General features: G+C 47.9%; 14 protein-coding genes. All 14 read right to left on the reverse strand.

Features of this window, described 5'->3' with window-relative positions; genetic code table 11:
* Positions 1-5 precede the first annotated feature (5 nt).
* Complete coding sequence (locus NIA71_RS05945; RefSeq protein WP_148396434.1) at positions 6-326, reverse strand: putative heavy metal-binding protein; 321 nt, start codon at positions 324-326, stop codon at positions 6-8.
* Positions 327-463: 137 nt separating this feature from the next.
* A complete protein-coding gene (locus tag NIA71_RS05950; protein WP_253019897.1) occupies positions 464-1,450 on the reverse strand; it encodes a diguanylate cyclase domain-containing protein in 987 nt (328 codons plus the stop codon).
* Positions 1,443-2,207, reverse strand: a complete 765-nt coding sequence (locus NIA71_RS05955; protein WP_253019898.1) for a class I SAM-dependent methyltransferase — start codon at positions 2,205-2,207, stop codon at positions 1,443-1,445. Before NIA71_RS05955 ends, NIA71_RS05950 begins: the two co-directional genes overlap by 8 nt.
* 66 nt (positions 2,208-2,273) lie before the next feature.
* Positions 2,274-2,531, reverse strand: a complete 258-nt coding sequence (locus NIA71_RS05960) for a TfoX/Sxy family protein (RefSeq protein ID WP_148396428.1) — start codon at positions 2,529-2,531, stop codon at positions 2,274-2,276.
* 14 nt (positions 2,532-2,545) lie between these two features.
* The gene (locus NIA71_RS05965) at positions 2,546-3,361 is read right to left on the reverse strand and encodes an amidohydrolase family protein (protein ID WP_148396427.1); all 816 of its coding nucleotides are present in this window, start codon (positions 3,359-3,361) and stop codon (positions 2,546-2,548) included.
* A gap of 278 nt (positions 3,362-3,639) precedes the next feature.
* Positions 3,640-6,252: a heavy metal translocating P-type ATPase gene (locus tag NIA71_RS05970; protein WP_253019899.1), complete on the reverse strand. Its 2,613-nt coding sequence runs from the start codon at positions 6,250-6,252 to the stop codon at positions 3,640-3,642.
* 18 nt (positions 6,253-6,270) lie between these two features.
* Positions 6,271-6,561: a metal-sensing transcriptional repressor gene (locus NIA71_RS05975; RefSeq protein ID WP_148396423.1), complete on the reverse strand. Its 291-nt coding sequence runs from the start codon at positions 6,559-6,561 to the stop codon at positions 6,271-6,273.
* Positions 6,562-6,735: 174 nt separating this feature from the next.
* Positions 6,736-7,323 (reverse strand): hypothetical protein, encoded by a 588-nt coding sequence (locus tag NIA71_RS05980; protein WP_148396421.1) that lies wholly within the window; start codon positions 7,321-7,323, stop codon positions 6,736-6,738.
* A 102-nt stretch (positions 7,324-7,425) separates the two neighbouring features.
* A complete protein-coding gene (locus tag NIA71_RS05985; RefSeq protein WP_253019900.1) occupies positions 7,426-8,511 on the reverse strand; it encodes a hypothetical protein in 1,086 nt (361 codons plus the stop codon).
* A 140-nt stretch (positions 8,512-8,651) separates the two neighbouring features.
* Positions 8,652-10,223 (reverse strand): acyl CoA:acetate/3-ketoacid CoA transferase, encoded by a 1,572-nt coding sequence (locus tag NIA71_RS05990; protein WP_148396417.1) that lies wholly within the window; start codon positions 10,221-10,223, stop codon positions 8,652-8,654.
* Between the two features lie 20 nt (positions 10,224-10,243).
* Complete coding sequence (locus NIA71_RS05995) at positions 10,244-11,020, reverse strand: enoyl-CoA hydratase/isomerase family protein (protein ID WP_253019901.1); 777 nt, start codon at positions 11,018-11,020, stop codon at positions 10,244-10,246.
* 22 nt (positions 11,021-11,042) lie between these two features.
* Positions 11,043-12,350: a GntP family permease gene (locus NIA71_RS06000; RefSeq protein ID WP_253019902.1), complete on the reverse strand. Its 1,308-nt coding sequence runs from the start codon at positions 12,348-12,350 to the stop codon at positions 11,043-11,045.
* A gap of 154 nt (positions 12,351-12,504) precedes the next feature.
* Complete coding sequence (locus NIA71_RS06005) at positions 12,505-13,932, reverse strand: MFS transporter (protein WP_253019903.1); 1,428 nt, start codon at positions 13,930-13,932, stop codon at positions 12,505-12,507.
* 19 nt (positions 13,933-13,951) lie between these two features.
* Entirely contained in the window at positions 13,952-14,890 is a 939-nt protein-coding gene (locus NIA71_RS06010) for a carbon-nitrogen hydrolase family protein (RefSeq protein ID WP_253019904.1), read from the reverse strand.
* Positions 14,891-14,986: the final 96 nt, after the last annotated feature.

The following is a 14,986-nucleotide window of genomic DNA, read 5'->3' on the forward strand; positions in this document are numbered from 1 at the left end:
TCTCGTTATTCTACTGTCACTGCTGTCCCGGAAGCTGTCACCATCAGCATTCCGTTGTCCGCCCCAAGGACTTCATAATCGATATCCACGCCAATTACCGCATTAGCACCCAGCTGAGCCGCACGGCGCTTCATTTCTTCCAGAGCCTCGTTGCGTGCATTGCATAGCTCATCCTCGTAGCCCTGGCTCCTGCCGCCGAACATATTTCTCAGCCCTGCGCCAATATCTTTAAAAAAATTAATACCCGTGATTACTTCTCCGAATACAATATCCTTGTATTCAACAACCCGTTTGCCTTCAACCTGATTCGTAGTCGTTACAACCATTTTTAACCTCCAATCTGATTAAACGATTTGTATTGCCGGACTTGGTCCAGTCTGCATACAAGTATCATTCCGTTTAGGTCTATTATATTTCATCGCCCATTCTTGCGTCAATCGCTTATTCTAGAACATTGATACGCTTAACGGAAATCATACCAGCAGTATCTCCCCTTTCCTTGAGCTTTGGCCTTATAAAGCGCCTCATCGGCCCTGCCATATGCCTCTTCAAATGTCATATCTGCATCATCTACGGATACTAATCCCACCGAACAGCTCTGCGGCGGCTGCAGCTCCATCTCCTCAAGAGCCAGTCCGGTCTGCCGAATTAACTGATCGGCTGTCTTTTCTGCATCACTTTTATTCAAATCAGGACAGAAGAGCATGAACTCATCTCCTCCCATCCTGCCCGCAGCAGCCGAACCGGTCTGCAGTCCCTGTAATACCTTTGCAATCTGTTTCAGCACTTTATCACCAGCCTGATGCCCCTGTATATCGTTTACCTTCTTAAAATCATCCAGATCAATGAGAAAGAGAGTACCGGCTGTTTTGTGCTCCAGCATCCGATTAACATATTTTTCCATAAACTTGCGATTCAGAATACCGGTCATCGGGTCCAGCTGAATGTCCCTTTCCAAAACCGCACTTCGTTTCATAGCTTCTTCCGCTTGATCAGCAAAGGTCTTGGGATAATACTCTCCTTCCCTTTGATAAAGGTAAGGAACAGAATGATGCAGACTGTCTACCACCATTCTTCCGTCCGGTTCGCAATGCAGGGATGCGGTTATCCTGGTATCCATATGGATAATCATCCGTTTTCCCTCTATATTTGTTTCACAAGCTTTAAATTCACCATATACCAAACATACATCGTCTGTAATCAGTTTTGCCTCGTACCATTCATTTTCAATTATAAAGTTAATGCCTTCCGCTTCTTGCTGGTCTTTTTTCAGCCCCGCTCTCAATGCATTGAGGTTTTGGTAGAATTCATGCTTGCCCGTTCCTATCACCAGAATATCCGGCGAAATGTATTCCATTACGTCCCTTATCTTTTCTGGTTCTCCTGAAATATAGCTGCTCATTATTTTTTGAATCAACAGGCAGGCTTGTCTGCAGACATCATCATGCATAGCAGCTACCTCCGCATTTTGCATACCCGCCTTTCTGAGCGGAAACGATCAGCATCATCGGGCGCCGCATTTCATCGGCCATCCCCGGTATGTCCAGCATTCTTTCCGGCGGCTGAGGTTCAATCACATGTTTCAGTTCAAACCCGTTCTCCAGCAGAGTGTTCAAGTATGTGGTCAGGGTCCTGTGATATTTTGTCACCTGCTCACCTAAAAAAACTGCCTCCCGTTTTCCTTCATAAAAATACCGGTCAACAGGAAAATGCTCAATATTCCCATCGGTACCATAATACCAATCCTGATTGCCATAAGCTGTGAACACAGGATGTTCCACGGAAAAAGTCAATTTTCCTTGCGGCTTTAGCCATGCGCCGATACGCTTTATCAAGGCACTGAAGTCTTCAATATAATGGAACGCCAGGGAACTAATGATCACATCAAAGGTATCTTCTGCAAAATCCAAATCCTCCATGGCACAAAGCCGGTATTCAATCTTATTATGGCTGTTCTTTTCCGCAGCAGCAGTCAGCATCTTTTCTGAAATATCGGTACCGATCACGGATTTCGCCCCATGTTGAGCCGCATACAGACAGTGCCATCCATAACCGCACCCCAAGTCAAGGATGCTTTTGCCCTTAAAATTGGGAAGCACCCTCCGCATAGCCGGCCATTCACCCGCGCCTATAAGCCCCTGCTGCGAACGATTCATGGCCTGATATTTCTTAAAAAAGATTTCGTCGTCGTACTTATTTTCTTTCATCTTTTGCATGGCTCCTTTTCGCTCAAGTATGATATAGACCAACAGTCCCCATAAAATATCTGTCTCCTAGCCTTTTACTTCCCGACAGAAAGCCTTCAGTTCCTCTTTTCTGCTTTTTTCCAATTCTGTCTTTTTTACATTCCTGATCGCGCCTTCCAGGCCATAGAGCCGATTAATGCAAGCGGACGGATCAATTTCATAAATTTTCAGCCAGGCTTCCTCACTGCCAATCTGCCTGAGCTTTTCCGGCGTATCGATCCCTACGCTGATCAGCTGTTCCTGCAGCTTCTTTCCGATATTTGGAAGGTCCGTTAACGTTGTCATCCTTATCACCTCTTTTACTCTAGATTCAATTGGTAGATTCGATTCGCATTCTCAAAGAACACTTTTTCCTGATACTTTTCCGGCACCAGCCTGGAGACGAATTCAATGTATTCAGCCAAATTGGCAAGAGGCCAATCGGTTCCAAACATAATATCGTCGTATTCTCTCAGATATCCCATCCAGGTTTTCAGCGCTTGGGTGTAACCCTGCTTTTCTTCAAAAAACAGGTCGAGATTGACCCGTCCCTCGAGCAATCCGGAAATATCGGCTGCCACGTTTTCATTTTTGCTGACAACTGCCGCCGCATCCATCAGCCAAGGATTCCCGTAATGACACATAATGAACTGAATTTGCGGGTGGTTCGCAGCTACCTCGTCCAATGTCATCGGATGACTGTATTTTAAATAGGCATTTGGAGTCGAAGTTTCCCCTGTATGGACAGCTATCGGCTTTTGGTAGGCTGCTGCCAGCTCATAGATCGGTTCATAGGCCGTATCACTGATATACATGGGATAATACCCCGGATAAAGCTTTATTCCGACGCACTGAGTTTTTTTTAGATTTTCTTCAATCTGTTCGATGGTATCCGATATCTGCTCATTCTCTAAACATGAACGGTCAATTCCAATACAGTAACGCATAAAGGCAGGGTATTGATGGTCTTTGGGATCCACGGTCCGGTTTCCCATGACAATGCCGCAGACAATTCCCAGCTTCTCATAGATTTGCTGTAAATGTGCTTCGTTATTATCATGTCCCGCTGCCCGGGCTAATTGTGAAAATCCGTCTTCCTCCGGGCAAAAATGCAGGTGGGCGTCAATAATTTTCATAGTCAACTTCCTTTCTGCTCATTATCTTTTAGTATAGCGCTTTTTGCATGAAAACAAAAGGTTTTCCAATTTATTTGCACAAAAGATTCCACCATGGAGTATTAAACGATTATACAACTTTCTAAAAAGCTTTAGCATAAACAGGAATATAAAGGGCCCCTGCAACTTGTTTTGATCACAAGAAGGCAGGGGCCTGAATTCGCCTTATGTGGATTTTTTCTCAACCTTCATGCCAGCAGGGCAGAAACCTTCACCGGCGATATTCCTCCACAACGTTTTCACCGTCGTTCAATTCCCTTCAATTCATATCCAGCATCTTGAATGGCTGCTTCGAAAGTCCCATCTTCGATTTCTTCTTGAGATTTAACGGTTGCTGTTCCGCCTTCCAGATCCACACTTACTTCGGCTCCGTCCAATGCCTCCAGGGCTTTGGTCACGTGGGCTTTACAGTGTTCGCACATCATCCCTTCGATTTTAAGTTCTGCTTCATGTTTTGACATTCTTTCCATCTCCTTTTCATCTTTCATCTCTATATTTGGTGCCGGAAAGCTTTCCTCCTCCGGCGGGTTTACCAGCTTAGCGTCTCCATGTTCCGGTTTGAAAAATTTCAGCCGCAGGGCGTTGCTGACTACGCAAATGCTGGACAAACTCATGGCCGCTGCTCCGAACATGGGGCTGAGCTTCCAGCCCAGCGCAGTATAGAATACGCCCGCTGCCAGCGGTATGCCAATGCAATTGTAAAAAAAGGCCCAGAATAAATTCTGCTTAATATTGCGAATGACCGATTTGCTCAGTCTGATCGCGGTCACTGCATCCAAAAGATCGTTTTTAATCAAGACCGCATCGGCGCTTTCAATGGCTACTTCCGTACCTGCGCCGATGGCGATTCCCACATCAGCCCGGGCCAGCGCCGGAGCATCGTTGATGCCGTCGCCGATCATTGCCACTGTATGGCCCTGATCCTGCAGAGACTTGATATGTTTTTCCTTATCGTCAGGCAGCACTCCGGCAATCACCTTTGGAATATCCAGTCTTTTTTGAATCGCGCCTGCAACCCGCTCGTTATCTCCGGTTAGCATCACCACTTTGATTTTCATATCTTTGAACAACTGGATAGCTTTGCGGCTGGTGGCCTTCTCCATATCAGAAACCGCGATGATACCGATAACTGTTTTATCGTCAGCAAAGATCAATGGCGTTTTTCCCTGATCCGATAACTGGGCCGCTGTCTTCTCAACCTGGTCACCATAGCCGCCAGCCTGACTCTTAATCAGCTTTTCATTTCCCGCGAAATAAGTTTTTCCATCGATCACGGCTTTAATCCCTTTTCCGTGAATGGCTTCAAATTCCTCGGTCTGCAGCAGGGAAAGCTCCTTTTCTTCAGCTCTTCGTATAATCGCCTCCGCCAACGGATGTTCGCTGGATTTTTCCAGGGAAGCGGCTAATTGCAGCAGCTGGGTTTCAGACCCGGAAAATGCGAGTATATCGGTCACCTTCGGATTTCCTTCGGTGATGGTCCCTGTTTTGTCCATGACCACGGTATCAACCCGGTGGGCGATTTCCAGCGCCTCTCCTGATTTGATCAGAATTCCGTTTTCAGCACCCTTTCCCGTGCCCACCATAATCGCCACAGGAGTGGCAAGCCCCAGGGCGCATGGACAGGAGATCACCAGTACCGCAATTGCGGTGGAAAGGGCAAATTCAAAGGTCGCACCTGCGATCAGCCACACAATCGCAGCCACGACTGCAATCCCGATAACCACAGGAACAAAGATTCCGGCAATTTTATCTGCCAATTTGGCAATGGGCGCTTTGCTGGAGCTGGCTTCATCCACCAGGCGAATGATCTGATTGATGGTGGTATCCTCGCCCACTTTGGACGCCCGCATTTTGAAAAAACCGCTCTTATTGATGGTCGCGGAAACGGCTTTATCACCCACTGTCTTTTCCACGGGGATACTTTCGCCAGTGATTACCGATTCGTCCACGCTGGAATTTCCTTCTGTAATAATACCGTCTACCGGTATGGCCGCTCCCGGCTTGATTACCAGAATGTCTCCGGTCATGACTTGTTCCACTGGGATGACAGCCTCTTTGCCCTCCCGCTCTACAATGGCGGTCCGGGGGGAAAGATCCATCAGTTTTTCAATGGCCTCGCTGGTCTTTCCTTTGGATTTGGTCTCCAGGTACTTACCCAGAGTGATCAGAGCCAGAATGGTTCCTGCTGATTCAAAGTAGATATCCATGCTATACTGGTGTACCAGGTGCATGTCTCCGTGGCCCAGTCCAAAGCCGATCCGGAAGAGCGCAAAGCAGCCGTAGATTGCAGCTGCGGCCGATCCGATGGCAATCAACGTGTCCATGTTGGGTCCGCCGTGAAAAAGGCTTTTGAAGCCAACGATATAATACTTTCGATTGGCGTATAAAATGGGCAGCAATAGCAAAAATTGGGCAAAAACCATGCTTACTGCGTTCTCGTTGCCATAAAACGTATCCTCAATAAAGGAGGGCACCGGCATCCCAAAATCCATCTGCATCATGTGTCCCATGGATAAATACATCAGCGGAACTAAAAAGGCAATTGATACAATGAGCCTTTTTTTCATTTGCTCCACTTCTTCCAAAGCGACGTTTTTACGGCTGCCTTTGTTTTCAGCTTGTTTCGTTTCATCGGAAAGCTGAGCGGCGCTGGCCCCGTAGCCGGCCTTTTCCACAGCTTCAACAATGTCGTCCATGGAAAGCTTTTCTTCATCGTAGCTGACCTTCATGCTGTTGGTCAGCAAGTTTACACTGACGCTGCCCATGCCGTCCAGCTTGGCCGTGGCTTTTTCCACCCTGGCCGAACAGGCGGAGCAGGTCATGCCTGTGATGTCAAATTTTTCTTCTCTCATAATCGCAAACTCTTTCTTTTATTTCATTAGTTTTTGCAGGGTGGCGCACAGTTCATCCACTGCCGCTTCATTGCCCTGTTTGATATCTTCCGTAACGCAGCTTTTGATGTGGCTTGTTAGCAGCACTTTGTTAAAGGAGTTGAGGGCGGATTGTATGGCGCTGACCTGTGTGAGGATATCCACACAGTAGCGTTCTTCTTCAACCATTTTTTTCACTCCCCGTACCTGACCTTCGATGCGGCTGAGACGGTTAATCAAATCCGTATACTCGTTTGACTCTCTATGTTTATGTTTTACGGTTTCATTCATAATTATTACCTGCCTCTCTATATACCTTTACCGGGTATAAGTATTTTAACAAGATATCTGTCATTTGTCAACGAAAAAGAGTTTTGATGATGTTCCATGGTGCCCTGGGGAGGCCCCGCTTCCACAGCCGGCGCCGCATAAAAAGGCTGCCCCCATGGGAGCAGCCTCTTTTTCCTAAACAAATTTTCCTTTGTATTCCTGGAGCGGCTGATAGGCACGAAAAAGACTAAATGCTTCTTTGCCGCTTTTTGCCTTTTTGCTGATCCAGTTGACTTGTACGGCTTCTGCCTGAACTTTCACACTGGCTGCGCCTTCGTGATTCGCACCAACCGGTCCTGTCACGGAAGTGAACAGGGATTTTGACTGTTCGCCCGGGCTTACCGGGATGCTATAGTAGTAATAGCCGTCTTCTTCCAGCGTCCAGACGCCGCTTTTCCGTTCGGCTTCCGATGGATCAGCGGTAATCGTATCCGAAATCAGCTGATAATCCTTCCCGACAATGTTCACATTGCGGTTAGCATTCTCCGTATCCGGCGATTCCACCTTAGCCCGAACCCACATATCCGCTCCGCCGCCGTTGATTACCTGCGCATCATCGTTCATCGCAATGCTGGCCAGGGCCATCTCTTCTTCCACTTGCTCTATGCTGCTGACATAGGCCGCTTCATCCTCTTGTGAAAACCAGGTGCCATACACGACTGCCCCGCTGATGCACAGCAGTGCGCAGATTGCCCCGATCATTACAGCGCTTAACTTGTCCACAAACTCCCCCCTTGTCTTATGTAAACGATTTCCCTGTTGAAAATCTTAACACAAAGGCAAGGCGTATGTGCTTGCAATCGTCCCCAAATTATCTACAAAATCTTACACAAATTTGGAGAAATCAAGTTTATTGAGCGTGTCCTGCAGATCCTGTTCCGTAACGTACACTTCCTGCGGCTCCAACTCTTTTTTGCACTCTTCATAGAGAGCAAGTTCTTCTTTAGATGCCGTCGTGTATTTATCCTGCAGTGCCTGATATTGCTGTTTGTCGTCGTTGTCCAGGGCTTCCTGCATGGCATCCGGTTCTTTTTCCCAAGCAGTCTGTATGCCGGAATAAACCTTTTCCTCCAGCTCGTCCAGACTATCGATGCCGACTGCTTTTTTAACCTTCTCATCGAGCTTTTCCACAGCCTTTTCGTATTCCTCAGACTTGGCATCGGACGGTTCGCGGGTCATGGCCATGGTTATGTAATAATCCCCTGCTTTTCCAAATGCGGTTCCGTCAGGGCCTTGGGTCCTGCAGATGAAGTCGCCGCCGCTCTTGGGCTGATAAGTGAAGTTTTTCATCATATCTTCAACTGTCTGGGGAGCCGCATCCTTATCTTGTGCCTGGAAGGATGACGACTGATAAGGAAAGACCCCTTTCGGTGTTATGTTCAGCAGGAGAAGTACGTTTCCCCGTTCTTCATCCTCCTGCTCAATCTCAAGATACAGTTCGCCGTCGTCGAAGACATAGCCTCCATCATATTCCTTCATCGTAGTCTGCAGCTGCTTGGAAAGCTCGTCTCCCAAAAAACCGCTGAGTTTTCTTGCTTCCAGCTCTTTTTCAACTTGCTCATAACTGGTCAAGTCAGTAGCCTTGGCCGCGTATTTTAACCCGTATGTTTCGCATAGCTCTTTCACCTTGGCCGGAGCCTCGTATATGGCTTCATCGCTGGTATCGATTACTTTATCCAATTCCTCATCAGAGAGGCCGTCGAGATAGGCTTCGTATTCAGCACTCGCTTTGTACTCCGGCGCTTGCAGCAAACTGCTGTCAGCAGTCTTTGCCGAGCCGGATTTTCCGCCGCCTGAAAACACGCCGGTCACAGCAGCTACAATGCCTACGATTACCAGCACGACCGCCAGGGCGATCACAATCAATAACAATTTCCGATTTCCGGTTTTCTTGCTTTTCATGTTGTCCATCTTTTCAATCCTTCCTTTTATACACATTTACACATATTGAGCGTTCCCCTCTAGTATGAACGATTTGACCCTTTCGTGCAAGAGGAAAATTCAATTCAATCAAAGCTTGATCTCCTTGCGGCACAACGCCGGACAGCGCATCAGAGCTTCAAGCCCAAAAGCTGGGGCCGAAAGAGCCTTTCCTCCATCACCTTCAGGTCCGGCGATATGAGGGGGCGGAATTCCATTTTACCCAGAATATCCTCTTCCAAATCAATGCCGGGAGCAATTTCAATCAATGTAAGTCCGCCTTCGGTCAGCTGGAAAACAGCTCGCTCGGTGATATATAAAACAGTCTGCGTCCCCTTTTCCCGGGAATAATGGCCTGAAAAAGTGATATGTTCCACATCCTTTTTAAATTTGATATAAGGGCCGTCTTGAATGATCCGAAGGCGCCCGTCTTCAATGCGGATATCGCTCTTTCCTGCAGTAAACGTACCCAGGAAACAAACGGTTTTCGCGCCTTGCGTAATATTGATAAATCCGCCGGGCCCGGTCACTTTTCCGGCAAACTTGGATACGTTCACGTTTCCGTGGCGATCGATCTCCGCTGCTCCCAGTGCGGCAAAATCGATGCCTCCTCCATCGTAAAAGTCAAAGATATCCGGCTGTTTTAGAATCGCTTCCGGATTGTAGGCTGCTCCAGTGGCGATGCCGGGCGCGGGTACGCCGCCGGTCACGCCGGATTCTATGCTGGAAGAAATGGCCTCGATGAGCCCTTCCTCATTGAGCACCTCGGAAACGCCCATGGAAATCCCGATCCCCAAATTGATAAAGTCGCCGGCATGGAGCTGGAGAATGCTCCTCCTGCATATCACCTTGTGAATATCAAAAGGCAGCGGCTCGATGTGATCCAGGGGGATCTTTTCGTCTCCGCACCAGGATGGGATCGGCCGGCAGTCGCCGATGAAATGCTGCCCGGTGTTCTCTGGTTTTCCTGTTATTACATAATCCACCAGCGTGGAAGGAACGACAACCTTTTGGGGATGGATTTCTCCATATTCCACGACTTGGTCCACCTGTACCATCACAATGCCGCCGGAGTTTCTGGCCGCAGCCGCCATCTCCATCTGCTCCAGATGAAGGGCTTCCTTTTCCATGGAGATGTTTCCTTTTGTATCGGCCGTACTTCCTTTAATGATGGCAACATCCAAAGGGAAGGCCGGGTAGAACAGATAATCTTCCTCGTGCAGACGGATCAGCTCCACGATGGTATCGCCGCTTTCCCTGGCAGCCTCATTGATCCGGCCGCCGTCAATGCGCGGATCGACGAAGGTTTTCATTCCCACCTGGCTGATAACGCCTGGCTTGCGGGAAGCGATGGCGCGCATCATATGGGAAAGAACCCCCTGGGGTATCATAAAAGTTGGAAAGGCATTATCCATAATCAGAGGGTAAAGCTTGGGCGCCAGGCTGAGATTGCTGCACAAGAACCTGCGCATCAGCCCTTTGTGGGCAAAATGGTTGATGCCCCGGTCCTTGCCGTCGCCTCCCAGTCCTGCCACGTTGACCACTGAAAGCTCTCGTGGATGACCTTCTTTCTTAAACCTCTCTTCAATTTCACCGAGTATATCATCCGCCAGACAAAATCCAATGAACCCGTCGATGGCAACGGTGGTATGGTCCTCAATCAGCTCAGCGGCCCTCTTAGCATTTATAAATTGTACCGTCATAATTCAACCTTTCCCCAGATTTATTTATTCTTAAAGCATATATCCGTTTCTTTGCGCAAAAATCCACCCATTCCGATCTTCTGATCCTCAGTCTCAAACAGCTTGCTGAAGATTTCCCGTTCAAAGAGGCAGCCTTCTTCCATATCGGCAGCTGCTGCGAAATTGATGGCTGCTTTTGCAGTTCGAACGGCGATCTGGCCGTTTTTCTCAATCCTTTTTGCCAGATTGAACGCTGTTTCCATCAAGTCCTCCGGCTCTGTCACCTGATTGACCAGCCCGATGCGCAAGGCTTCCTCGGCATCGATCCTTTTTCCGGTGAAGATCATCTCTTTGGCCAGACCTTCACCGACGATTCTCGGCAGCCGCTGCGTACCGCCGGCGCCGCAGATCACTCCCAGGGTGGTTTCCGGAAGTCCCATTTTGGCGTTCTTTGAAGCTATGCGAATGTCGCAGGCCATCGCCAGCTCCAGTCCTCCGCCCAGCGCATAGCCGTTGATGGCTGCAATAACCGGAATATCCAGGTTCTCCAGCCGCAGATTCAGGCCGCTGCCCAGAGAGGACCAGACCATGATCGAATCCTTATCTTTCTCATACATTTCCTTGATATCGGCTCCGGCGATAAAGGCCTTGCCGGTGCCGGTCAGGATCAGCGTATAGACTTCTTTATCCGCTTCCGCAAGGTCTACGGCCTCATTGATCTGGCGGAGAAAATCCTCACTGAGCGCGTTTAAATCCGCAGGTTTATGAAAGGTGATAATTGCTGTATGTCCTCTTTTTTCATATAAAACGTCCGTCATGCCAAACCTCCTTTACAGCCGGTCATCCAAAAATCATACTGATGGGCAGCGCCACCAAAAAGGTTGAGGCGATGGGTACCACCAGACAGGTTACAAAATTATATTTATACGACAGCTTGTGAGTCGTATGGCAGATGGCGAATACGGAAACGATGGAACCGTTCCAGGGCAGGGAATCCAGCCCGCCGCAGCCGTCTGCGCAGAGACGATGGATAAACTCCAGATTATATCCCTGCTGGCCGTATTGGAGAAAAGTATCTCCCAGGGTTTCGTACATGAGGGAGATGCCGCCGGATGCGGATCCCAGAATACCGGCAAAGATATTGGAGCCCACTGCCGCCACCATATAAGGATTGGCGTCCGAATTCATAAGGATATGGGTCGCAAAATCGTAAAACGGCGTTTCCTTGACAACAGAGCCAAAACCTACAATAATAGCGGTGTTGATGATGACCGTTACCGAGGTGATGGCGGCGGAATTGAACATTTCCAACATTTCCGGCTTGGGCAGGTGCTTCCAGAACAGAATCAGCGCCAGAATAATTCCCATGAGCAGGCACAATATAATATCCAGTTTTGTTATATTAAAAACGAGTAGTACAAAGGCAATGGGGAGAATGGAAACGATCCCGCCGGGAGCGTTTTTCACATCTTCAATCCGTTTTACGTCCTCAGGCCACTGAAAATGTTCGCCCCGAAGCCTGGCTTTCCTGCACGCCCGGTTCATATAGAGCACGATAGCCACCGCCATTACCGCTGCGCTGCAAAGCCCGGGAAGCAGCCCGGCATAGGATGGCGTCCCCAGATACTGCATGGAAACGATATTGGGAATTTGGGGCGTAAAAGGACCGGTCATGGCAAAGGTCCACATGCCTCCGCAGACGATCCCCGGCAGCAGATAGGTGGGCAGATCGGCATCCTCAAACAGCTTGAGGGCGATGGGATATACGGAAAAAATGATGACGAAGCTGTTGATACCGCCGTAGCTCAAAATTGCCGCCGGAATCATGCAAGCCAGCATGCAGTGTTTGCTGCCTACTTTTTTTGATATCATGGAGCCGATCTTGGCGGCTGCACCGGAATTTTGATAGATATTGCCAAAGATATTTCCTAAGAGAAAAATAAAGAAATAAGAAGTAAAAAATCCCGTAACTCCGGTCATATACGTTTTGGTAACGCTTTGAAAAACGGGCGCTCCGCTGGTCAGGCAGACGAGAATCGCTGCCAGAGGGCCGATGATAATCGGAGAGACGCGCTTAAAAATGAGGATCGCCATGCCCGCCAAAGCGGCAAAGACCCCCACTGCTGATAGTAGTATTGTTGTATCCATTTTGACCCACTCTTTCCCGAATGTACTGACCTGCTCCTATTTGGATGGCTATCAGCAGGCCAGTACACAAATTCTGATTTACGCTTCAAATATTATAGCACTCATTTCTCGTTCTGGGTAGAGTCAAACCGAATCAATCGTCTAATTTCCTGTGTTACAATAACTTTTCAAATCCTTCCGTAGTATATTCTTTTCCTTCGTTTTTCAATGCCAGCGCTTTTCTGAGAAGAGAGAAATTCTTTCGATTGATCGGATAAATGAGGATACATATCACAGATAATATGGAGACAAGGGCCGGTGCAAGGGTGTTCAAAAACAGAATCCCCTGTTTAACTGCCTCTGAATGAATCTCAGCTGTTCCATCGTATCCAACCGCAGAAAGCACCATACCACTGACCCATACGGATACGGCAGAGCCTATTTTCTGCGCGAACAGGATCACGCCCGAAACGGCTCCTTCTTGTCTTTTTCCAGTTTTAAATTCGACCACCTCATTGTAATCATAAAGCATCGTAGCCCCTACGGACCAGAATGCCGCTGCGCTAAAGGAATGCAGGAACGTAAACACGATCAGCTCATTGAACGAATTGATGCCATGAACATAAAAAATTATGCTGACTAAAATTCCCAAAATAACCGTAGCTCCCATAATGAACTTCTTTTCCGTTTTGTTCGAAATAAAATTGCATATGGCGATATCCACAATATAGATGGCGGAGTATAGAGTCCAGTATAGCGCTTGTTTCGCCTCACTCAGCCCTAAATTCACCGACATCAAATACACAAAGGCCGCGCTCGCTATGCCGCCGGCGAATATGTAGGTCAATCTCAGCAATATGACATATATACAAATCTTATCTTTCAGTAATGTGGCATAGGTTTTCATAACCGTCATCAGCCCTTTTCCGGATTCATTCCGGCACAGGTCATCTCGCTTGTCGACCATTTCTGTCCCTCTCAGAATTCGCCATGATATCAATCCGCAGAACAGTGTCACCAAGGAGAAAACCGCGGCAGCGATCGTCCATGCGTGGCTATAGCTCACACCTCGTGCGGTGGCAAAATCAATGATCACCATAGGCCCTGCCGTGATCACCCATACGGCGATATAAACGAAGTATGCCGATATGCACTGTATGGTAACTCTTTCATCATAATCCTGCGTTATTTCAGCTCCCAAAGAAAAATATGGAATCACATAACCTGTATAGAATGTGCGGAACACAAGCGCTAAAAAGATATAATACACGACGTTTCCGGTAGAACCAAAATCCACGGCCACGAACATCAGAATCGTTATGAGGAACAAAGGAAACAGCGAGACAAGCATGTACGGCCTGCGCCGTCCATATTTGGATCTGCTGTTATCTGACAGGTATCCAACAACGGGATCCGTCACAGCATCCCAAAAAAGGGCGATCATGGATATTGTTCCGCCAATTGCAGCAGGGATGCCCACCACATTGGTAAGAAAAAACAGAAAATACGTTCCGTACAAATTATATGGGATCGAGTCGGACATCTGTCCCAGGCCATATCCAAATCTCAGTTTGAAGGGTAACTTCTCAATTTTATTTCCCATGATTTTCACTCCTTTCATCTTACCAAAGCAGGCCTTCCTCTTTAAACATCTTCTTTCTGCATTCGACTGTTAAGTCCGGCTCCGGCAGTTTTTTATAAATCGGAGCGTCTTTTATACATTCCGCATAAGGCATTGGCGGATTAAAATGCGGCAGCTGCCTTAAAAGCTGATCCGTATAGCCCGTACCGTACCGCCGGATGTTTTCCACTTGATCCAGATCAAGGGTCATAGTTAAAGACACAGGCGTTTGACCTGCTTCATAGAGAATTCTCCCATCAGGCGCGGCAACCATGGAATGTCCGTAAGCATACCCGCCGGCCCACTCGCCTGCATGGTTTAGAGATATAAAATAGGCCTGATTTTCAAAAGCTCTTGTAGGCGCCACTGTTTTACAAGTCTCATATAACCCCTCCGGATCAATGGCGGGCTTAATGAGCACTTCTGCTCCCAGTAAAGCTAAATTTCGGGATATTTCAGGGAAACACCAGTCATGGCAATTCAGCACTCCTATTTTAATGTTCTTTTCCTTTATATCAAATGTCACATACCTGTCCCCTGGCGTAATTGCGCTTTCCGCCGGATAGTAAGGGCATATTTTCCGGTACACGTCAATCAGCTCGCCCTGGGGATCAAAGATCGGAATGGAGTTGTAACGAATCGTTTTGCCGTCCTTCTCCACTCTTTCTACCATGCTTCCCGGCATGAAATAGATACCGTTTTCTTTTGCGATGGCTGAAAGCTCCTGTGTCACTCTGCCTGGAATCGTATCGCCTTCCAGTTTGTCCGGACTCCCTTTCCAGCAGCATCCCACCGCCATCTCTACTCCTGCGATCAGCTCCGGAACATTCATGCCGCCCATTAATTTTTCAACATCTTTTTTAATTCTGGCAAGACAAGTTTCAAAATCCGCAGCAGGCCCTCCGCTCTGCACCATTCCCACATTTAAACATCTGCTCATTTTTTATGCTCCTCTCATTTTTCTATCAACTGTGTTGTCTTATATGGCAGAAACAAATACAGCGTCATACTGTTTCTCCGTGTTCGCCTGCGCCTT

This window comes from Ihubacter massiliensis, from assembly GCF_024125305.1.
GTDB lineage: Bacteria > Bacillota > Clostridia > Peptostreptococcales > Anaerovoracaceae > Hominibacterium > Hominibacterium faecale.

Coding starts and splice junctions, on each gene's coding strand:
- NIA71_RS05955 (WP_253019898.1), bottom strand. CDS start 2,207: ATGAAAGAAAATAAGTACGACGACGAAATCTTTTTTAAGAAATATCAG.
- NIA71_RS05995 (WP_253019901.1), bottom strand. CDS start 11,020: ATGACGGACGTTTTATATGAAAAAAGAGGACATACAGCAATTATCACC.
- NIA71_RS05950 (WP_253019897.1), bottom strand. CDS start 1,450: ATGCATGATGATGTCTGCAGACAAGCCTGCCTGTTGATTCAAAAAATA.
- NIA71_RS05970 (WP_253019899.1), bottom strand. CDS start 6,252: ATGAGAGAAGAAAAATTTGACATCACAGGCATGACCTGCTCCGCCTGT.
- NIA71_RS06005 (WP_253019903.1), bottom strand. CDS start 13,932: ATGGGAAATAAAATTGAGAAGTTACCCTTCAAACTGAGATTTGGATAT.
- NIA71_RS05960 (WP_148396428.1), bottom strand. CDS start 2,531: ATGACAACGTTAACGGACCTTCCAAATATCGGAAAGAAGCTGCAGGAA.
- NIA71_RS06010 (WP_253019904.1), bottom strand. CDS start 14,890: ATGAGCAGATGTTTAAATGTGGGAATGGTGCAGAGCGGAGGGCCTGCT.
- NIA71_RS05990 (WP_148396417.1), bottom strand. CDS start 10,223: ATGACGGTACAATTTATAAATGCTAAGAGGGCCGCTGAGCTGATTGAG.
- NIA71_RS05945 (WP_148396434.1), bottom strand. CDS start 326: ATGGTTGTAACGACTACGAATCAGGTTGAAGGCAAACGGGTTGTTGAA.
- NIA71_RS05985 (WP_253019900.1), bottom strand. CDS start 8,511: ATGGACAACATGAAAAGCAAGAAAACCGGAAATCGGAAATTGTTATTG.
- NIA71_RS05975 (WP_148396423.1), bottom strand. CDS start 6,561: ATGAATGAAACCGTAAAACATAAACATAGAGAGTCAAACGAGTATACG.
- NIA71_RS05965 (WP_148396427.1), bottom strand. CDS start 3,361: ATGAAAATTATTGACGCCCACCTGCATTTTTGCCCGGAGGAAGACGGA.
- NIA71_RS06000 (WP_253019902.1), bottom strand. CDS start 12,350: ATGGATACAACAATACTACTATCAGCAGTGGGGGTCTTTGCCGCTTTG.